13 protein-coding genes are annotated in these 15625 nt (G+C 70.4%); 7 read left to right on the forward strand and 6 right to left on the reverse strand.

Translation table 11 applies throughout. The features are described 5' to 3' along the window. Nucleotides 1-44: 44 nt before the first annotated feature. Nucleotides 45-893, forward strand: a complete 849-nt coding sequence (locus tag QOL16_RS08090; protein WP_071285372.1) for a helix-turn-helix transcriptional regulator — start codon at nt 45-47, stop codon at nt 891-893. A gap of 86 nt (nt 894-979) precedes the next feature. On the opposite strand, the gene QOL16_RS08095 is transcribed toward QOL16_RS08090, so the two are convergent. Further along, nucleotides 980-2674 (reverse strand): ribonuclease J, encoded by a 1695-nt coding sequence (locus QOL16_RS08095; protein WP_071246910.1) that lies wholly within the window; start codon nt 2672-2674, stop codon nt 980-982. Nucleotides 2675-2985: 311 nt separating this feature from the next. Here QOL16_RS08095 and QOL16_RS08100 point away from each other — a divergent pair, with 311 nt between their 5' ends. Then, nucleotides 2986-4644 carry a glycoside hydrolase domain-containing protein gene (locus QOL16_RS08100; protein ID WP_071285370.1) on the forward strand — a complete coding sequence of 553 codons (1659 nt, stop codon included), beginning with the start codon at nt 2986-2988 and terminating at the stop codon, nt 4642-4644. 213 nt (nt 4645-4857) lie between these two features. Here QOL16_RS08100 and QOL16_RS08105 read toward each other — a convergent pair whose 3' ends face one another. Together QOL16_RS08105 and QOL16_RS08110 are read right to left on the reverse strand one after the other, a co-directional pair. After that, nucleotides 4858-5220 (reverse strand): hypothetical protein, encoded by a 363-nt coding sequence (locus tag QOL16_RS08105; protein ID WP_071246912.1) that lies wholly within the window; start codon nt 5218-5220, stop codon nt 4858-4860. Nucleotides 5221-5267: 47 nt separating this feature from the next. After that, nucleotides 5268-5570: a hypothetical protein gene (locus QOL16_RS08110; RefSeq protein WP_071246914.1), complete on the reverse strand. Its 303-nt coding sequence runs from the start codon at nt 5568-5570 to the stop codon at nt 5268-5270. Between the two features lie 1125 nt (nt 5571-6695). On the opposite strand from QOL16_RS08110, the gene QOL16_RS08115 reads away from it, so the two are divergent. From QOL16_RS08115 to QOL16_RS08135, 5 genes are all read left to right on the forward strand, one after another. Next, on the forward strand, nt 6696-7922 hold the full coding sequence (locus tag QOL16_RS08115; RefSeq protein ID WP_305411569.1) for a hypothetical protein: 1227 nt from the start codon (nt 6696-6698) through the stop codon (nt 7920-7922). A 414-nt stretch (nt 7923-8336) separates the two neighbouring features. After that, nucleotides 8337-8777: a hypothetical protein gene (locus QOL16_RS08120; RefSeq protein ID WP_139197440.1), complete on the forward strand. Its 441-nt coding sequence runs from the start codon at nt 8337-8339 to the stop codon at nt 8775-8777. Nucleotides 8778-8888: 111 nt separating this feature from the next. Next, on the forward strand, nt 8889-10577 hold the full coding sequence (locus QOL16_RS08125; protein ID WP_071284458.1) for an RHS repeat domain-containing protein: 1689 nt from the start codon (nt 8889-8891) through the stop codon (nt 10575-10577). Nucleotides 10578-11003: 426 nt separating this feature from the next. Beyond that, nucleotides 11004-11390, forward strand: coding sequence for a hypothetical protein (locus QOL16_RS08130; protein WP_139266389.1), 387 nt, complete (start codon nt 11004-11006; stop codon nt 11388-11390). Continuing rightward, entirely contained in the window at nt 11377-11745 is a 369-nt protein-coding gene (locus tag QOL16_RS08135) for a hypothetical protein (RefSeq protein ID WP_139266390.1), read from the forward strand. The genes QOL16_RS08130 and QOL16_RS08135 overlap by 14 nt, the downstream gene beginning before the upstream one ends. 258 nt (nt 11746-12003) lie before the next feature. Here the strand turns inward: QOL16_RS08135 and QOL16_RS08140 are convergent, their stop codons facing one another. The 3 genes from QOL16_RS08140 to QOL16_RS08150 form a co-directional block, all read right to left on the reverse strand. After that, on the reverse strand, nt 12004-12846 hold the full coding sequence (locus QOL16_RS08140; protein ID WP_071284460.1) for a formate/nitrite transporter family protein: 843 nt from the start codon (nt 12844-12846) through the stop codon (nt 12004-12006). Between the two features lie 122 nt (nt 12847-12968). Continuing rightward, a complete protein-coding gene (locus tag QOL16_RS08145; RefSeq protein WP_071284462.1) occupies nt 12969-13979 on the reverse strand; it encodes an alpha/beta hydrolase in 1011 nt (336 codons plus the stop codon). Then, complete coding sequence (locus tag QOL16_RS08150) at nt 13972-15522, reverse strand: MFS transporter (protein WP_083395015.1); 1551 nt, start codon at nt 15520-15522, stop codon at nt 13972-13974. Before QOL16_RS08150 ends, QOL16_RS08145 begins: the two co-directional genes overlap by 8 nt. Nucleotides 15523-15625 lie beyond the last annotated feature (103 nt).

Genomic DNA, 15625 nt, shown 5'->3' on the forward strand with positions numbered 1-15625 from the left:
GCCGGTACCAGGACGCCGTCGGTCCGGCGGGGGAGGATCGGGGCATGGACAAGCAGGAACTCGCCGCGTTCCTCCGGTCGCGTCGAGAGCGGTTGCGCCCCGAGGACGTCGGGTTGCCGTCCGGCACGCGCCGGCGGACGCCGGGCCTGCGCCGTGAGGAGGTGGCGGTCCTCGCCCACATCTCGACGGAGTACTACGTGCGGCTCGAACAGGGCCGCGCGCCGCGGCCGTCGGCGGAGGTCCTGGCCGGCATCGCGGGCACGCTGCGGCTCACGGACGCCGAGTCCGACCACCTGTTCCTGCTGGCCGGAACGGCTCGCCCGCGCACCGGGTCGCTCCGGCGCGCGGTCCGCCCGAGCATCCTGGCCGTCATCGAGCGGCTGCCGCAGACCGCGGCGATCGTGCTGGCCGCGGACTTCGAGGTCCTCGCGTGGAACCCGCTGGCGGCGGCGCTCATGGAGGACTTCGCGCTCCGGGACCGCGCGGGTCGCAACCTCGCCCGCCTGGCGTTCCCCGTCGGCAGTGCCGACCACCCCACGGAGCCGCCCTACGGCATCTCGGACGCCGCGGAGTTCCGGCACCACGTCGTGATGCGGCTGCGGACCACGCTCGCGGAACACCCCGCTGACGACGATGTCGTCGCGCTCGTCGACGACCTCCAGGCCGGGAACGCCGAGTTCGCGCGGCTGTGGGACCGGCACGACGTCCAGCCGGCGCCGATGCTCACGAAGACCTTCCACCACCCGGCGGTCGGCGCGGTGACGGTCGACTGCGACACCCTGGCGCTCACGGACGCCGACCAGTTCCTGGTGCTCTACACCGCGGCACCGGGATCACCGGACGCCGACTCCCTGGCCCTGCTCGTGATGGTCGGTCCGGGGATCCGGCGCTAGGGGGCTTCGGCCCGGACTCCGGACACGAGCCCGGACCCCGGACGCGAGCCCGGCCCGGACCGACGCCCGTCCGCCGCGGTCCGGCGTCAGTCGGCGTCGACGACCACCGCGGTGATCACCGGCGTCCGGCGGTGCCGGCGGAGGAACCACCGCTCCAGACCGGTCGCGATGGCCTGCTCCGCCGCGGCGCCGTCGATGTGTCCGCGACCGGCCGCCTCGGTGATCGCCTTCTCGGCGACCTGCTCGGCGTGCTGCATCCAGCCCTCCGCCTCGACGAAGCCCTTCGGCAGGAACTCGACCGGGTCGACGAGCTTCTGCGTGCCCTCGTCGAAGATGCCGAGCACCGTGATGTGCCCTTCCTCGGCGAGGGAGAGCCGGTCCTTCAGGGCGGACTCGGTCGCGACGCCGATGGTGGTCCCGTCGACGAACACGTACGGCGCGGGGATGCGGCCGACGACGCGGGCACGGCCGCGGTCGAGGTCGACGACGACGCCGTCCTCGACGACGAGGACGCGGTCCTCGGGTACGCCCGTGCGGACGGCGAGCTCGGCGTTCGCGACGAGGTGCCGCCACTCGCCGTGCACCGGCAGCACGTTCTTCGGCTTCACGAGGTTGTAGCAGTAGACGAGCTCGCCGGCGCTGGCGTGGCCCGAGACGTGCACCTTCGCGTTGCCCTTGTGCACGACCGTGGCACCCCAGCGGATGAGCCCGTTGATGACGCCGTAGATCGCGTTCTCGTTGCCGGGGATCAGCGAGCTGGCGAGGAGGATCGTGTCGCCCTCGCCGACGGTGATGAGGTGCTCGCGACGGGCCATCCGCGACAGGGCGGCCATCGGCTCGCCCTGCGAACCGGTGCAGATGAGCACGCTCTTGTTGTCCGGCAGCTTGCCGAGACGCTTCAGGTCGACGACGAGACCGTCCGGGATGTGCAGGTAGCCGAGGTCGGCCGCGATCTGCATGTTGCGGACCATGGACCGACCGACGAACGCGACCTTGCGCCCGTGGCGCTGCGCGGCGTCGAGGACCTGCTGGATGCGGTGCACGTGGCTCGCGAAGCTCGACACGACGATGCGCTTCGGTGCCTCGCGGAACACGCGGTCGATCGCCGGTGCGATGTCCTGCTCGGCGGTCGTGAAGCCGGGGACCTCGGCGTTGGTCGAGTCGACCAGGAACAGGTCGACGCCCTCGTCGCCGAGCCGCGCGAACCCGTTGAGGTCGGTCAGGCGCTGGTCGAGCGGGAACTGGTCCATCTTGAAGTCGCCGGTGTGCAGCACGGTGCCCGCGCTGGTGCGGATGGCGACGGCGAGACCGTCCGGGATCGAGTGGTTCACGGCGACGAACTCGAGGTCGAACGGGCCGGCGCTGTGCCGGTCGCCCGCGGCGACCTCGTGGGTGCGCGGCGTGATGCCGTGCTCCTGGAGCTTCGCGGTGATGAACGCGAGCGTGAGCTTCGAGCCGATGACGGGGATGTCGGGGCGTTCCTTGAGCAGGTACGGGACGCCACCGATGTGGTCCTCGTGCCCGTGCGTGAGGACGATGCCCTCGACCTCGTCGAGACGGTCCCGCACGGCGGTGAAGTCCGGGAGGATCACGTCGATGCCCGGCTGGCTCTCCTCGGGGAAGAGCACACCGCAGTCCACGACGAGCAGCTTCCCGCGGTGCTCGAAGAGGGTCATGTTGCGCCCGACGTCACCGAGGCCGCCGAGCGGCGTGACGCGCAGGGCGCCACGCTTCAGGGGCGGGGGAGTCTTCAGGTCGAGCGCGTGCTTGGGGGCTGGCATGGTGAGCGGGACTGCCTTTCGTCGGTGAGTCTGCACGGACTCGCGTTCCAGCGTAGACGGCCCGGCGACCGGCTCCCGCGACGCGCTCGACTCGACGAGCCGTGGTGTCGCGCCGATCGCCGGTGCGCGCCGCCGCCCCGTGGCCTGAGAGGAGCCTCATCGTCCGCGCGTCGGCGTCGAACTACGCTGCTGGCCAGACGATCGTCTGACCAGCGTGTGGGGGAGCTCGACGTGCCCGTGAGCGACCTCGCCGGCGCGCTGGACGGCGGTCGGACCGGAGCCGCAGAGTCCGACCACGAAGGAGCCCTCCCATGTCCGTCTCGCGCCGTGGTGCCCTCGCGTTCTTCGGGGCCGTCCCGATCCTGGGTGCCGTCCTCGCCGATCCGGCCCGGGCGGCAGCGGAACCGAGCGGTTCCCCGTCGCCCACCGGTGGCACCGCCGACGGTGCTCCCGGAGACGTCGCAGCCGTGCAGCGGTGGTTGAACGCGACGTTCGGGCAGCTCCAGGGATGGCAGCACGTCGACGAGGACGGTGTCGCGGGAGCGGGGACCCGCACCGGCGTCCTGCAGGGAGCGCAGTCGCTGCTGGGCATCACGCCGCTCGTCCCGGCGTACGGCCCGGAGACGGAGCAGCGTCTCCGGGACCACGGTCCGGTCCGGCTCGACGGTGATCAGGACGCCGCCGCCTGGTGCAGCCTCGTCCAGGCCGGGCTGATCTGCGCCGGTGGAGCCGGGGTGCGCGTCACGGGGGACTGGGACGACGCCTCCCGTCGAGCCCTCGACGCCTACCGTGCGGACCTCGGGGCCCCGACGGCCGACCCGACCCGCGGTGCCGAGGTGTCCCCGGCGTTGTTCGCCGCACTGTTCACGGTCGGGACCGCCACGCTCGTGCCCGGTGGGTCGACCGAGGTCCGTGCGGTGCAGCAGTACCTGAACCGCACCGCGGCCGAGGTGCCTGGCGGTGCCTACTGCGGGACGGGTGGTGTCGCCGACGTCCCGACGGGTGGCGCGGTCGTCCGCGCGCTCCAGTCCGCGATCGGCGTGCAGGACGTCGACGGCGTCTGGGGACCGGCGACCGCCGCCGCCCTCCGCGCCGCGACCCAGGCCACGGTCCGCCCGGGTGACACGGGCAGCTGGGCGCAGCTCGCCGCCGGCCTGCTGGTCCTGAACGGCGTCCACGTCCCGTTCGACGCCGCGTGGTCGGCCGTGGACGTCGAGTCGATGCGGCAGTTCCAGGCCTCCCAGGCGTTCGAGCCCGCTGCGCAGACCGGCGCCTGCGACCCCGCCAGCTGGGCAGCCCTCGCGGTCAGCTGCGGCGACGCCGACCGACCGGTCACCGGGGCCGACACCGCGACCCGCCTCACCGCCGACCAGGCCGCCGCGGTCCGAGCGTCCGGCATCTCCCTCGTGGGGCGCTACCTGACGGACGAACAGGTGCCCGGCGCGCTCGACAAGGCCCTCACCCCGAGCGAACTCGACGCGCTCGCCTCGGCGTGCCTGCGGGTCTGGCCCATCTTCGAGGAGGGCGGGTACGAGGCATCGTGGTTCAGCCACGAACAGGGGGTCCGCGACGCGGAACGCGCGCACGACGCCGCTCGTGCGCTCGGCATCCCGAAGCAGACCACGATCTCGTTCGCCGTCGACTACGACGCCACCGCGGACGACGTCACCGAGCGGGTGCTGCCCTACTTCCGCGGCGTCGCGGCAGGGCTGCGCGCCCGTGGAGACGAGTACCACCCGGGGGTCTACGGATCGCGCCGGACCTGCGCAGCGGTCGCGCACGCGGGTCTCGCGCACCACTCCTTCGTCGCCGGGATGTCCACGGGCTGGGAGGGCAACGTGCTCCGACCGCTCCCGGACGACTGGGCGTTCAACCAGATCCAGACGCGCACCGTCGGCCAGGGTGCCGGTCGTGTCGAGATCGACGCCGTGGTGGTCTCCGGCCGCGATCTGGGCGTGCAGCTGCACTGAGGTCGGCGGCGGCGCGGCCCCGGCCCGCCGCCGCGGTCGGCGGCAGCGCGCACACCGGCAGGACCGGCGGTCGGACCGCTACAACAGGCGGACGGGAGGCGCGGCGCGGTCCCGCCACGCGCCTCCGGTCGCGACCCACCGCCGGACGGGAGGCGCGGTGCGGCCCCGCCACGGGCCTCCCGTCCGCCACCGGGCGCAGCCCGGCGATCGCCGCTACGGCTTCTCGTCCACCAGCGCGACGAAGCGGCTGCCGATTCCCTCGACCTCGCCTCGGACGAAGCCGGCGGGCGGCTCGGGCGCCTGGTAGGGGGCGTGGTAGTCGCACATCAGGTGGTCCCAGTCCGGCCACCACTTCTTCGGCCGCGCGGTCTCGGTGTAGCCGCAGACGACGCAGGCCAGCTCGACCCAGACCTTCTTCGTGCCGGTGCGGTTCGCACGGGACTGCACGAGCCAGGCGGGCGGGTCCTGCTCGATCGCGGCGAGGTCGTCCTCGCTGAGGCGCGACGGGATGCCGTGGTGCGCCGCCATCTCGAGGGGGATGTCGAGGCGCACGGCGGCCTCACGTCGGGAGAGCATCCGTCCAGGGTAGGCGCTGGCGCGTCCCGCCACCGCACCGCGGGGGCTCAGACGCTGAGTGAGGCCCAGGCGAGCAACACGACGAGGATCCCGACCCCGACGAGCGCCGCAGCCACCGTCCCGAGCGCCATCCCCGCGTCCGCGAGGCGTGGCCCGGTGCCCTGTGGGGCCTTGCGGTCCTCGACGGCGACCACGATGGCGGCGCCGCCGAGCAGCAGGCTCACCACGCACCAGACCGCGGCCACCACGAAGGGGACGCCGGAGACCTGCATCCGGGCGACGGTCACCACGAGCACGACGAACATCGCCACCGGCCCCGAGATCGCGAGCAGCCCGAGCGGCCATGCCACGGATCGTGGTCGCGCCTTCCCGGTCTGTCCCGTTCCGGCCTGCGCCCGTGTTGTCCCTGCTGCGGCTGCGGTCGCCCCCGTCGTGTCCGTCGCGTCGTCCATGTCCTGCCCCCCAGGTCGTCGTCGCTCCAGTCTGCCCGCTCGCAGCGCCCGACGGACTCGTCGTCGAGCCGTCGATGGACCTGCCTGAGCGTTGTCGACATCGAGCGCGGCCACCGCGGCACTGTGACGTTCTGCCGCGACGAACGCGGCCGTGAGCACCGCGTCCGCGGGCGCGACCCGGTCGGGGTTGGGCCGCCGTCCGGAGCTGCCTCGTTGCGCCATGCGCGAAGATGGTGCCCGTTCTGATCGCCGTCCGCGCGATCGTTTCCGTCTTCGCTGAGGCGCCCGGGGGGCGTGGAGCGGTTCGACGGCGGGTCGCGTGGGCAGGGCTCACCAGGGCGACCCGAATGCCGCGACCCTCGCGGTCGCCGCCGGTGCCGAATGGGCCCGCGACGGCCCGGCCCGGCCTTCCATGCTCAAGGGCCCGATGAGACCGGTCTCCGAGCTCGATGACTGACCCATGATGCGGCTGCGGAGCGCCCTGTCAGGAAGGCGCAAAGCTCACGCTCGGTGACACACGCGGAGCGGATAGTTCTCGCCAACGTCCGCGCTGTGCGGACCTTCACCTCCTCGATGTACCCCGAAAGACGTATCAGGCGCACACGAACCCTCCGTTCCGGTCCACAAGTCGCCTGTCAGTCGGAACATGCGCTGTACCCCGAGGGCAGATGGGGCCCCGAACGGGGGCCACGGGCGAAGAATTTCCTGTGACCCGCTTTCCCTACGCTCAGGCCCGTGCTCTCCAGGGGAGGGCGGAGCGTTCTCGGGTTCGTCCCGTTGCAGTAGTAGGGGAGTCCCATGTCGGGGCGTTCTTCGCGAGCCGGTGTGCTCGCTGGGGTCATCACGTCGAGTGCCTTGGTCGCTGGGCTGCTGGTGGGCGTGCCGGCGCATGCCGATCCGGTCACGGCGACGTCGCCGACGGATCTGCCGGCGCTGCCGTCGTCGCAGGGTGACGACCTCCACGCGGGCTCGTCACTGGCTGCGAACGGTCTGCAGGCGCCCGGATCGTTGCTGACGAAGGCGATGAAGACCGGAGACCCGGACGACCAGGCTCCCGCCAGCAAGGACCCTGCGGCAGGGGCCTCGGCCACGGGCATCGCGAAGGGCGCGGACCTGACGTCCCGGTCGACGTACCAGAACACGTGGACCAACCCGAACGGCACCAAGGTGACGCAGATGTCACGCGTGCCGCTGAACGTGAAGGACGGCTCCGGGGACTGGGTGCCGATCTCGACGAAGGTCGAGGAGACCGACGGCGGTGGCTTCGCAGTCGATGACCACCCGTTGCAGCCGGAGTTCGCCGCGTCGACCGGGGAGGACGGTCCGGACTACACGGTCACGTCGTCGTCCACGGGGGACCGGGTGTCGTTCGAGCTCGAGGGCGAACGGGACGCCGACGCGCACGTGCCGACGAAGAGCCAGCTCGCGGCATCGGACCAGCCGGACGCCAAGGCATCGCACGGTGTTGCCTACGACGACGTGCTGCCCGGGACCGACATGTCGTACCAGGTCGATGCTGGCGGGGTGAAGGAGGCGCTGATCCTCGAGCGTGCTCCGAAGGCCGCGAAGCCGTCCTACAGCTGGAAGGTGCACGCTCCGGGCCTGTCGGTGGAGGACGGCCCGGTCGGATCGATCAAGTTCGTCGACGACGACGGCAAGACCGTGTTCTCGACGCCGACGCCGCTGATGACGGACTCGTCCGGTGTCTCGGGCAAGTCCGACAACGCGGTCGCGACGATCCCGGTGAGCATCGACCACCTGTCCGGGGACGACTGGCGGATCACCCTGACGCCCGACGCCGAGTGGCTCCGCGACGATGCCCGGGTGTACCCGGTGTCGTTGGACCCGTCGATCTGGAACGGTCCGTCCGCGCTGCAGTCGTACATGTCGACGAACAGCGGTCAGAGCGTGGCTGCGACGGCGTCGTACGCGAGCATCGGCAACTCGCGGATCAACAACGCACCGAGCGTCTGGCGGACCGTGCTGAAGTTCCCGTACGAGCAGCTCTACGGCAAGCAGATCCTCTCCGCACAGCTGGCGGAGACACAGGCCAACTCCGGGACCGCGACCGCGACCACGTCGGTCGCTGGGTGGGCGTCGGCATACGCGTGGAACTGCGGTGTCCGTAACGCATCCCGCACGAACTTCACGGCCGGGTACACCGGGACGGCGTCGTTCGACGTGACCGGACAGGTCCAGCAGTGGACCGACGCGAGCTCGGCCGCGCAGCTTCTCAAAGTTCCTCACTGACAATTCGGTCATGAGTGCCGTGTTCTTTGCATGCGGAGTGGTTCCGGGGGTCGTCTCCATGGTTTGTGGAGGAATTCAGACGGCAGCCTATCTGGTTCAAGGGAGGGTCGGTATGGCTGCGGTTTCAGCGGTGGGCATGATCGGCGGTTCATATGCGTCAAAGGGCCTGGTTGCAGCGGAAAGGGTAATGAGTCGCAGTCACGTTGATCGCGTGTTCAAAGCGGGGCGCACTGTGACTCGAAAGTGGGCGTCCACTCAGCGCCGGCGGGCCAATTTCCGAGCTAACGCAGTGTCGAATGTGGCACAGAAGGCGGTCGGGTCCCACGCGGATGGGAGCGCTTGGAGCAAGCGTGCCGTTTGGAAGTATTGGAGATGATCATTAGACGAATAAGGGGAAGCAGGCTAGGGGCTGTCGTGGCATCAATCACCATCACGCTTCCACTGCCGCTGGTGTTCACGGTCGCGTCAGCCGCCTACAGCCCTGGATTTGGGCAAATCTTGTTCTATGTACCCTTCATGCTCTTCACAGGGCGTGCTTCAATGATGGGGATTGAACTGCGCGGGGACGAGATGATCGTACACTCCTGGTATAGGAACTATCGGATCGCCAGGCATGCAATCCATGGCGTCGATCTATTGCCTTATAGCGGATTGATCAATCGAAGTGCCGAAAGCGGCATTGACCCGCTTTGGCAATTTTGTCGAATGCTGGTCGTTCGACATGCTGGGCGTGAGCTTCGACTCCCGGCTACTATCTCGTCGAGGAAGACTGCTGAGCGCAATGCGGCCATCATTCGGAAGTGGGCGGGTCTACCGGAACGTGTCAAGCGTGAAGAGCCGAATCACCGGCGGTGACGTTCGCCTGGCTATTCAGGACCGGCCGTTCGGGGCGCTCGCTCATTCGCCCCGGCCGCAAGCACCATCACAACGGCCACGCCCGCCTCCTACGACACGGCTGGGAGGCTCGTGGCCGCGTCGATCCCGCGGCACCGGTTGACCTACGGCTTCGGTGCCAGCACGTGCGCCCAGTCGGGTGCGGTCGCTGCGGCCGGGAAGAACGGGAACCGAACCGCTTCGTCCGACCAGCTCCTCGACGCCTCGGGAGCCGCCGTCGGGTCGGCGACGCAGGTCGCGTCCTGCTACGACGCAGCGGACCGGCTCATCGGCACCACGGTGACGAACCCGGTCACGGGAGCGACGCCGGTGAACCAGTCCCTGACCGGTGCGCAGCTGGTCTACGACGCGCACGGGAACACGACCACCCTGGCAGACGAGACCCTCGTCTACGACGGGCAGGACCGGCACGTCCAGACGACGCTGACGGACGGGTCGAAGGTGTCGTACGTGCGGGACGCGTCGAACCGGATCGTGCAGCGCACGGAACAGACCCCAGGTGGGACGAAGACCGTCACCCGGTACGGGTTCACCGGCGACGGCGACACCCCGGACTTCGTCTACGACGGCGCGAGCAAGCTCACCGAGTGGGACCTGCCCCTGCCGGGCGGGCTGACCGCGGAGCTCCGTGGGACGAGCGCGGTGTGGTCGTACCCGAACCTCCACGGGGACATCGTCGCCACCACCGACGGGTCGGGCCAGCTCGCCTCGCAGGTGTTGCCGGTGTACGACCCGTTCGGGCAGGTCATGGACCAGGCCACCGGCCTGTTCGGCACGGCCACGGCGAACCAGTCCGGGCCGGACACGCAGCAGGGCAACGCCGACTACGGATGGCTCGGGCAGCACCAGAAGCTCAGCGAACACCTCGGCTCGATCGCCACGATCGAGATGGGCGCCCGGCAGTCCGTCGCAGCGCTCGGACGATTCCTGCAGGTCGACCCCGTTGAAGGGGGCACCGACAATGCCTACGCGTACGTCAACGATCCCATCGATGCGTTCGACCTCACCGGCCGCTCGACGTTCGAAGAACTCGATCCTGCCGGGGGTTGGGGCGACCCCGTCGGTGGCGCCGGGGCGAAGCCCCTCAGTGAGGAGCCTGGGCGCGCCAACGGAGAGACGGGAGCAACAAAATACGGCAGGGACATGCACGCGAAGTGGTCCTACCCGGAGGGTTTCCAAGGTGTGGTCGAGGCCTTCTTCAATGCAGGGTCGGTGCTGGAAGAGGACGGTGACGCCACTGCCGCCAGGCGCGCGTTTGCGCAAGGCCTCAGCGGGGGTGATGTCAAGTGCGCGTACGCCCTGGCTTGGATGGAGAAGGTCGACGAGAACGACGACGAGGCGATGCGACTGATGGAGGTCGTCGTCGACTCGGACGATCCCGCGATGCGAGCGGAGGCGGCTGGGGTCATCGGAGTGTGGAAGTTCGACGAGGGAGATCGCGACGACTCCACGGAGAGCATGTTGGTGCGCGGGTTCGGGATCTATCCGAGTGCCGGGCCGACACTGTGCCGGCTCTGGGCCGAGCAAGGCCGACTCATGCTCGCTCGGCTGACTCTCGAGAGCATGATCGACACCAATGTCGAGGCGGCTGTACCGCTCGGAAACCTGCTCCTCGATCACTTCGCCGACGTGGACGGTGCTCGAGCGGCGTACACGAGTGGCCAAGAACGAGGAGACACCCACGCTGCCGACAACCTGCAGCACCTGGAGCAGGCCCGCAGCGCCGCGCACACCGCTCCAGCGGACTCCTCGGAAGCCTGAGGAGAGCGGGACGCGACCGGACGACGGACGGGAGGAGCGGCACCCGCTGGCACCGCGCTCCCGCCCTGGGGTCGGATCGTCCGGTACACGCTGTGACGTTCTCCCGCGACGAACGAGGTCGTGGGCCCTGCGTCCGCGGGCGCGGCCCGGTCGGGGTCGGACCGTCATCCGGAACTGTCTCGTCGTACCGTGCGCCAAGATGGCGATGGTTCACTTCACCGGCGACGCGATGACCACCGCGGTCTGCACGTCGGACGCCGAGGGGAGATCTTGATGCGCTTGAGTCGACGAGGGCGTCGTGAACGAGTACGTGCAGAGATGACGCCGTTCATTCCATCGAGCAATCTCGTTCCGCCGCTGGAATCGTGGCCTCCTGGCGGTGTCGCCGGGAGACCGCGGTCTTCTCGACATGCCAGTTCTTGGTTCGTGGCAGGACGCATCCCTGTATCCCAGCACCATCCGAACGCGTACCGACTCTGGCTTCCAGCACCGGAGATCAGAATCACCGGAGACTCCATCGACGTGGTCGTGAACGGTTCGAGTGATCATCTCTGCGGAGCCGGCGAGGGTGGCCTGATCGACGCGATCACGCGCTCGGAGGGCGTGAGCTGCAGCCTGAGCCCGGATGACTTCCATGCGGGAATGCGTTGGCATGAGGAGCGTCGGCGCGAACTCTGGGCTTCGCTGTCAGAAGACGAAGAAGATCATCAGTACTACGGTTCATGTGATGCTCGCGTTGCCGTAGACCCGCACGGGCACATCATCACAGCTCATCCGACGACGCCGAATGCGGTACCTCATGACCTATCTTGATGCTCCCGTCAATCTGCGTGAGCTTTTGCTGCGCATCGATTTCGTGACGGAGGGCTGGGGTGGGCTCGGGCTTGTCGTCACAACGCCCAGGCGTCCTCATACGACGCGATTGGCTCGAAGGAGTCTCCCACTACTCATCAACGGCGAAGATTTGAAGGCGGATTGGGCGATTCTGCTTGCAAACGCGACGGAGTATTCGATATCTCAAGATCTTCTTGATCATGATCGCGTGATTGCTCTTCTAGAGACGCTTCTCGAGGAGAAGATCTTGTCTGCTGACAAGACGGCGACGGCGTTGCTCCTCATCAATGGGTGGATTCGCGCGATGGACGCGAGAAGTCTGAACTTGATGTAGAAGTCGCGAGTGCCGACTCGGTACCAGTGTCTGCCGCTGAGAGGGAAGAGCTGTGTCCATGCACTCTTGGAGTGCCTTGGCCGCGCACGCGACGTTCCGGAGATCACGGCACCGCAGGCGTGAAGCCCATCACCACATGTAAGCCGGCGGCCGTCATCACCGACGACATCCAGCCAGTCGAGTGCGGGCCGCGCGTCCAGGAGATCGCGGTAGGCACCGGGCCTCCCGGGCAGCGCCCATCTCGAACGCGCACCGAGTTCAGGTCTGCTCGCGCCCCGACCGGTCAGGCGCGTCCGGTGCATTCCGTCGGCGCCTCTTCAGCAGGTCCGCCGAGCGCACGAGCCGCAGCGCCGTGACGAGGAGGACCCCGCCGAGCACGTTGCAGAGCAGCGTGTACCCGAACCACCCGAGCCACTGCCCGTAGGTGATCGACGCGCCCGCCTGGATCGCCCCGAACACCAGGAGCGAGTCGAGGATCGAGTGGAACAACTGCAGCCCGGACAGCAGGAAGCCCCCGAGCACAGCCGCGACGATCTTCGCCGGGTCGGAGTCGGTGCCCTGCTGCATCCGGGTCACGAGCGTGATGGTGCTGCCGCCGAGGACCGCGAGCGCCACGGTCTGCAGGCCGAACGGACTGTCGACGTAGTGGCGGGCCGACTCCTCGAGCACCGTGTGCCACTGCGGGAACGCCTGCACGACGATCCACATGAACACCCACCCGCCCGCGAGGTTCGCGAGCAACGTGCCCGCCCAGAGACGGACGAGCTGCAGCCAGGTGCCCTCGCGGGCGATGAGCGCGACGATCGGGACGAGGAAGTTCTCGGTGAACAGCTCGCTGTGCGCGAGGAAGAGCGCGACGAGTCCGACGCTGAACGCCAGGCCGGCGAGCAGGTGGTCGCCGGTGGCGTGCAGGACCGCGAGGTACCCCATCACACCGAGGCCGATCTCGAGCCCACCGGCGAACCCGGTCGCGAGGACCACCCGCAGCGTGCGCTGCAGCCGCTCCGCGCCCTCCTCGACCACCGCGTCGAAGGACTCCTCGATCTCGTCCTCGACCGGTGCGTCGCCCTCGCCCAGTTCCCGCCGTCGGTCGTCCGTCACCGCTCAGACGCTAGCCCTGGGTCGCCGGGCCGCCACCAGGGACGGGCGCGGGACGCGACCGGACGTCGGACGGGAGGCGCGGCACCCGCTGGCACCGCGCCTCCCGTCCGGCGGTCCGCACGTCACGGACGCGGTGCCGCCGGTCCCAGCAGTCGCGTCGTCCAGTCGGCGAGCGCGCCGACGGCGCGCCGCGACACGACGGCGTCGGGCACCATGCTCGTGAAGCCGTGGAACGCGCCCGGCCAGACGTGCAGCTCGGCGTCGACGCCCGCCGCCCAGAGGCGGCTCGCGTACACGACGGTCTCGTCGCGGAAGACCTCGGCGGTCCCGCAGTCGACGTACGCCGGGGGCAGGCCGGACAGGTCGGTGGCGCGCGCCGGTGCGGCGTACACCGAGACGTCGTCGGTGCCGCGGCGGGTGCCGAGCAAGGCGTCCCACCCGAAGCGCGTCATCCCGCGGTCGGCGACGCCGACGCCGTCGATCTGCCGTGTCGACACGGTGTCGTCGCGGTCGTCGAGCATGGGGGAGACGAGGACCTGCGCGAGGATCGCCGGCCCACTGCGGTCGCGGGCGAGGAGTGCGGTGCCGGCGACGAGCCCGGCGCCGGCGCTCTGTCCGGCGACGACGATGCGGTCGGGGTCGATGCCGAGCTCGGCCGCGTGCTCGGCGACCCAGACGAGGCCGGCGTAGCAGTCCTCGACCGGGGTGGGGTCCGGGTGCTCGGGCGCGAGGCGGTAGTCGATGCTCAGCAGGACGACGTCGTGGTCGAGCAGCCACCCCTCGTAGGCGTCGAGGTTGCCGAGGTGGTGGCCCATCACCATCCCGCCGCCGTGGACCGTGTAGACGGCCGGGACGGTGCCGGTCTGCCCGGTGCGCCGGACGACGGCGAGGTCGATCGGTGCCCCGAGGTGCCCGGGCACGCTGACGGTGCGGCGCTCCCACCCGCGGGCGTGCAGCCAGGCGTCGAGCGACTCCTCGGTCTGCTCGAGCCGGCGCATGTGGGGGAGTGCCTCGGGGGTCAGGGTGAACGGGCCGCGCGCCTCGAGGGCCGTCAGGAAGGGGACGAGCTCGGGGTCGAACGGCGGGCGGGCGACGGTGGTGGTTGCTGTGGTGGTGGTGGGCGTCTCAGGCACGGGTCGACTCCTGGTCGGTGGTGGGGGTGGTGTGGACGGGCGAGGTGCGCGGGTCGGTCCCGGCCCCTGGCTCGGTGTCGTCGCCCGGTCGGGTGTCGGTCCGGGTGCCGCGACCGCGGCGGCCCGCGACGATGCCGAGGGTGACGAGCACGGCGGCGAGGACGGTCACGGCGACGGCGGCGACCTGCACCGCGGACGAGAACGCGGCACCCTCGGCGGCGGACCGGTGCACCGCTGCGACGCTGCCGGTCACGAGGGCGGCGAGGACGGTGCCGCTCGCGGCGATCCCGACCGCGGTGGCGAGTTCGCTCGCGGTGTCGACGAGGGCCGCGCCGACCGAGGTGCGGTCGGCGGGCAGGCCGGTCAGCACGCTCGTGCCGGCGACCGCCCCGACGACCCGCATCCCGGCGGCGACGAGCACGAGGGCGACCACCACGAACGGGTACCCGTGGCGACCGAGCCCGGCGAAGACGGCGAGTCCGGCGACGACGGCCACCGCGCTCGTCCACGCCGCTCGATCGAGGCCGACGCGGGCGACGAACGGCCCGACCAGGCGGCCGCTCGCGAGGAGCACGACCACCTGCGGCAGGGTCCCGACGGCGGCGAGGGCGGGCGGCCACCCCCACCCGGACTGCAGCTGCAGCGTGACGAGGTACGACAGGCCGGCGGTGGCGAGCCCGGCGGCGGCCTTGTGGGCGAGGCCGCTGGCCACGAGGGGGCGCGCGACGAGCCGGAGGTCGAGCAGCGGGTACGGCGCGGTGTGCTGCCGGACGACGAAGCCCGCGGCTGCGAGCACCGTGAGCACCACGGCGGCCCACGAGCCGGCACCGGCACCGACGACGAACAGCGTCGGCGTGACGAGGACCCCGGCCACCGCCACCGCACCGGTGACCGCGCCGAGCAGGTCGACCGGGTCGCGGTGCAGGTCGCCGGCACGGTCGACGGCGATCCCGGCGCGGATGCCGACGAACGCGACGACCGCGACGGGGGCGTTCGCGACGAGGAGCACCTGCCACGGCGCCACCGCGAGCACGAACCCGCCGATGGTCGGTCCCACGGCGAGGCCGACGAGTCCCGCGGTCGAGATGACCGTGAGCGCCCGGACGCGCAGGTCCTGCCGGTCGAACAGCCGGAACGCCAGGGCCATCGACCCCGGCGTGGTCATCGCGGCGGCGACACCGGTGAGCGCGCGGACGACGATGAGCTGCTCGACCGAGGTGACGAGGACGGTCGCGATGCTCACCAGGGCGAGCAGCACCAGACCGACGAGCATGACGCGGCGGCGGCCGAACCGGTCGGCGACGGCGCCGAACAGGAGCATGAGGCCGCCGAACGCGACCGAGTAGGCGCCGGAGACCCACTGCAGGGCGGCCGTCGACGCGGTGAGGTCGCGGCCGATGGTCGGGAGCGCGACGGTGAGGACCGAGTTGTCGAGCATCTCGAACAGGAACACGGCTGAGAGTCCGGCGAGGGCGAACCAGGCGTCACGAAGACGGGGTGGAGCCGCGGTCTCGGAGGCCGGGGACGAGGTGGGGACGGACACGGGCGCACTCCTTCGACGAAGAAGTGGCGACTCCCGTGAGTCACGTACGCGGTACCGCCGGCCGGGGCCGGAGGCGTTTTTCCCTCTGCGCCAGAGGCTAGCG

Origin of the sequence: Curtobacterium sp. MCBA15_004, from assembly GCF_001865055.2 — a bacterium.
Classification (GTDB): domain Bacteria; phylum Actinomycetota; class Actinomycetes; order Actinomycetales; family Microbacteriaceae; genus Curtobacterium.

Bases quoted from the DNA above. Each gene is read 5' to 3' on its own strand.
- QOL16_RS08090 (WP_071285372.1), top strand. From the start codon at position 45: ATGGACAAGCAGGAACTCGCCGCGTTCCTCCGGTCGCGTCGAGAGCGG.
- QOL16_RS08095 (WP_071246910.1), bottom strand. From the start codon at position 2,674: ATGCCAGCCCCCAAGCACGCGCTCGACCTGAAGACTCCCCCGCCCCTG.
- QOL16_RS08100 (WP_071285370.1), top strand. From the start codon at position 2,986: ATGTCCGTCTCGCGCCGTGGTGCCCTCGCGTTCTTCGGGGCCGTCCCG.
- QOL16_RS08105 (WP_071246912.1), bottom strand. From the start codon at position 5,220: ATGCTCTCCCGACGTGAGGCCGCCGTGCGCCTCGACATCCCCCTCGAG.
- QOL16_RS08115 (WP_305411569.1), top strand. From the start codon at position 6,696: ATGAAGACCGGAGACCCGGACGACCAGGCTCCCGCCAGCAAGGACCCT.
- QOL16_RS08135 (WP_139266390.1), top strand. From the start codon at position 11,377: ATGACCTATCTTGATGCTCCCGTCAATCTGCGTGAGCTTTTGCTGCGC.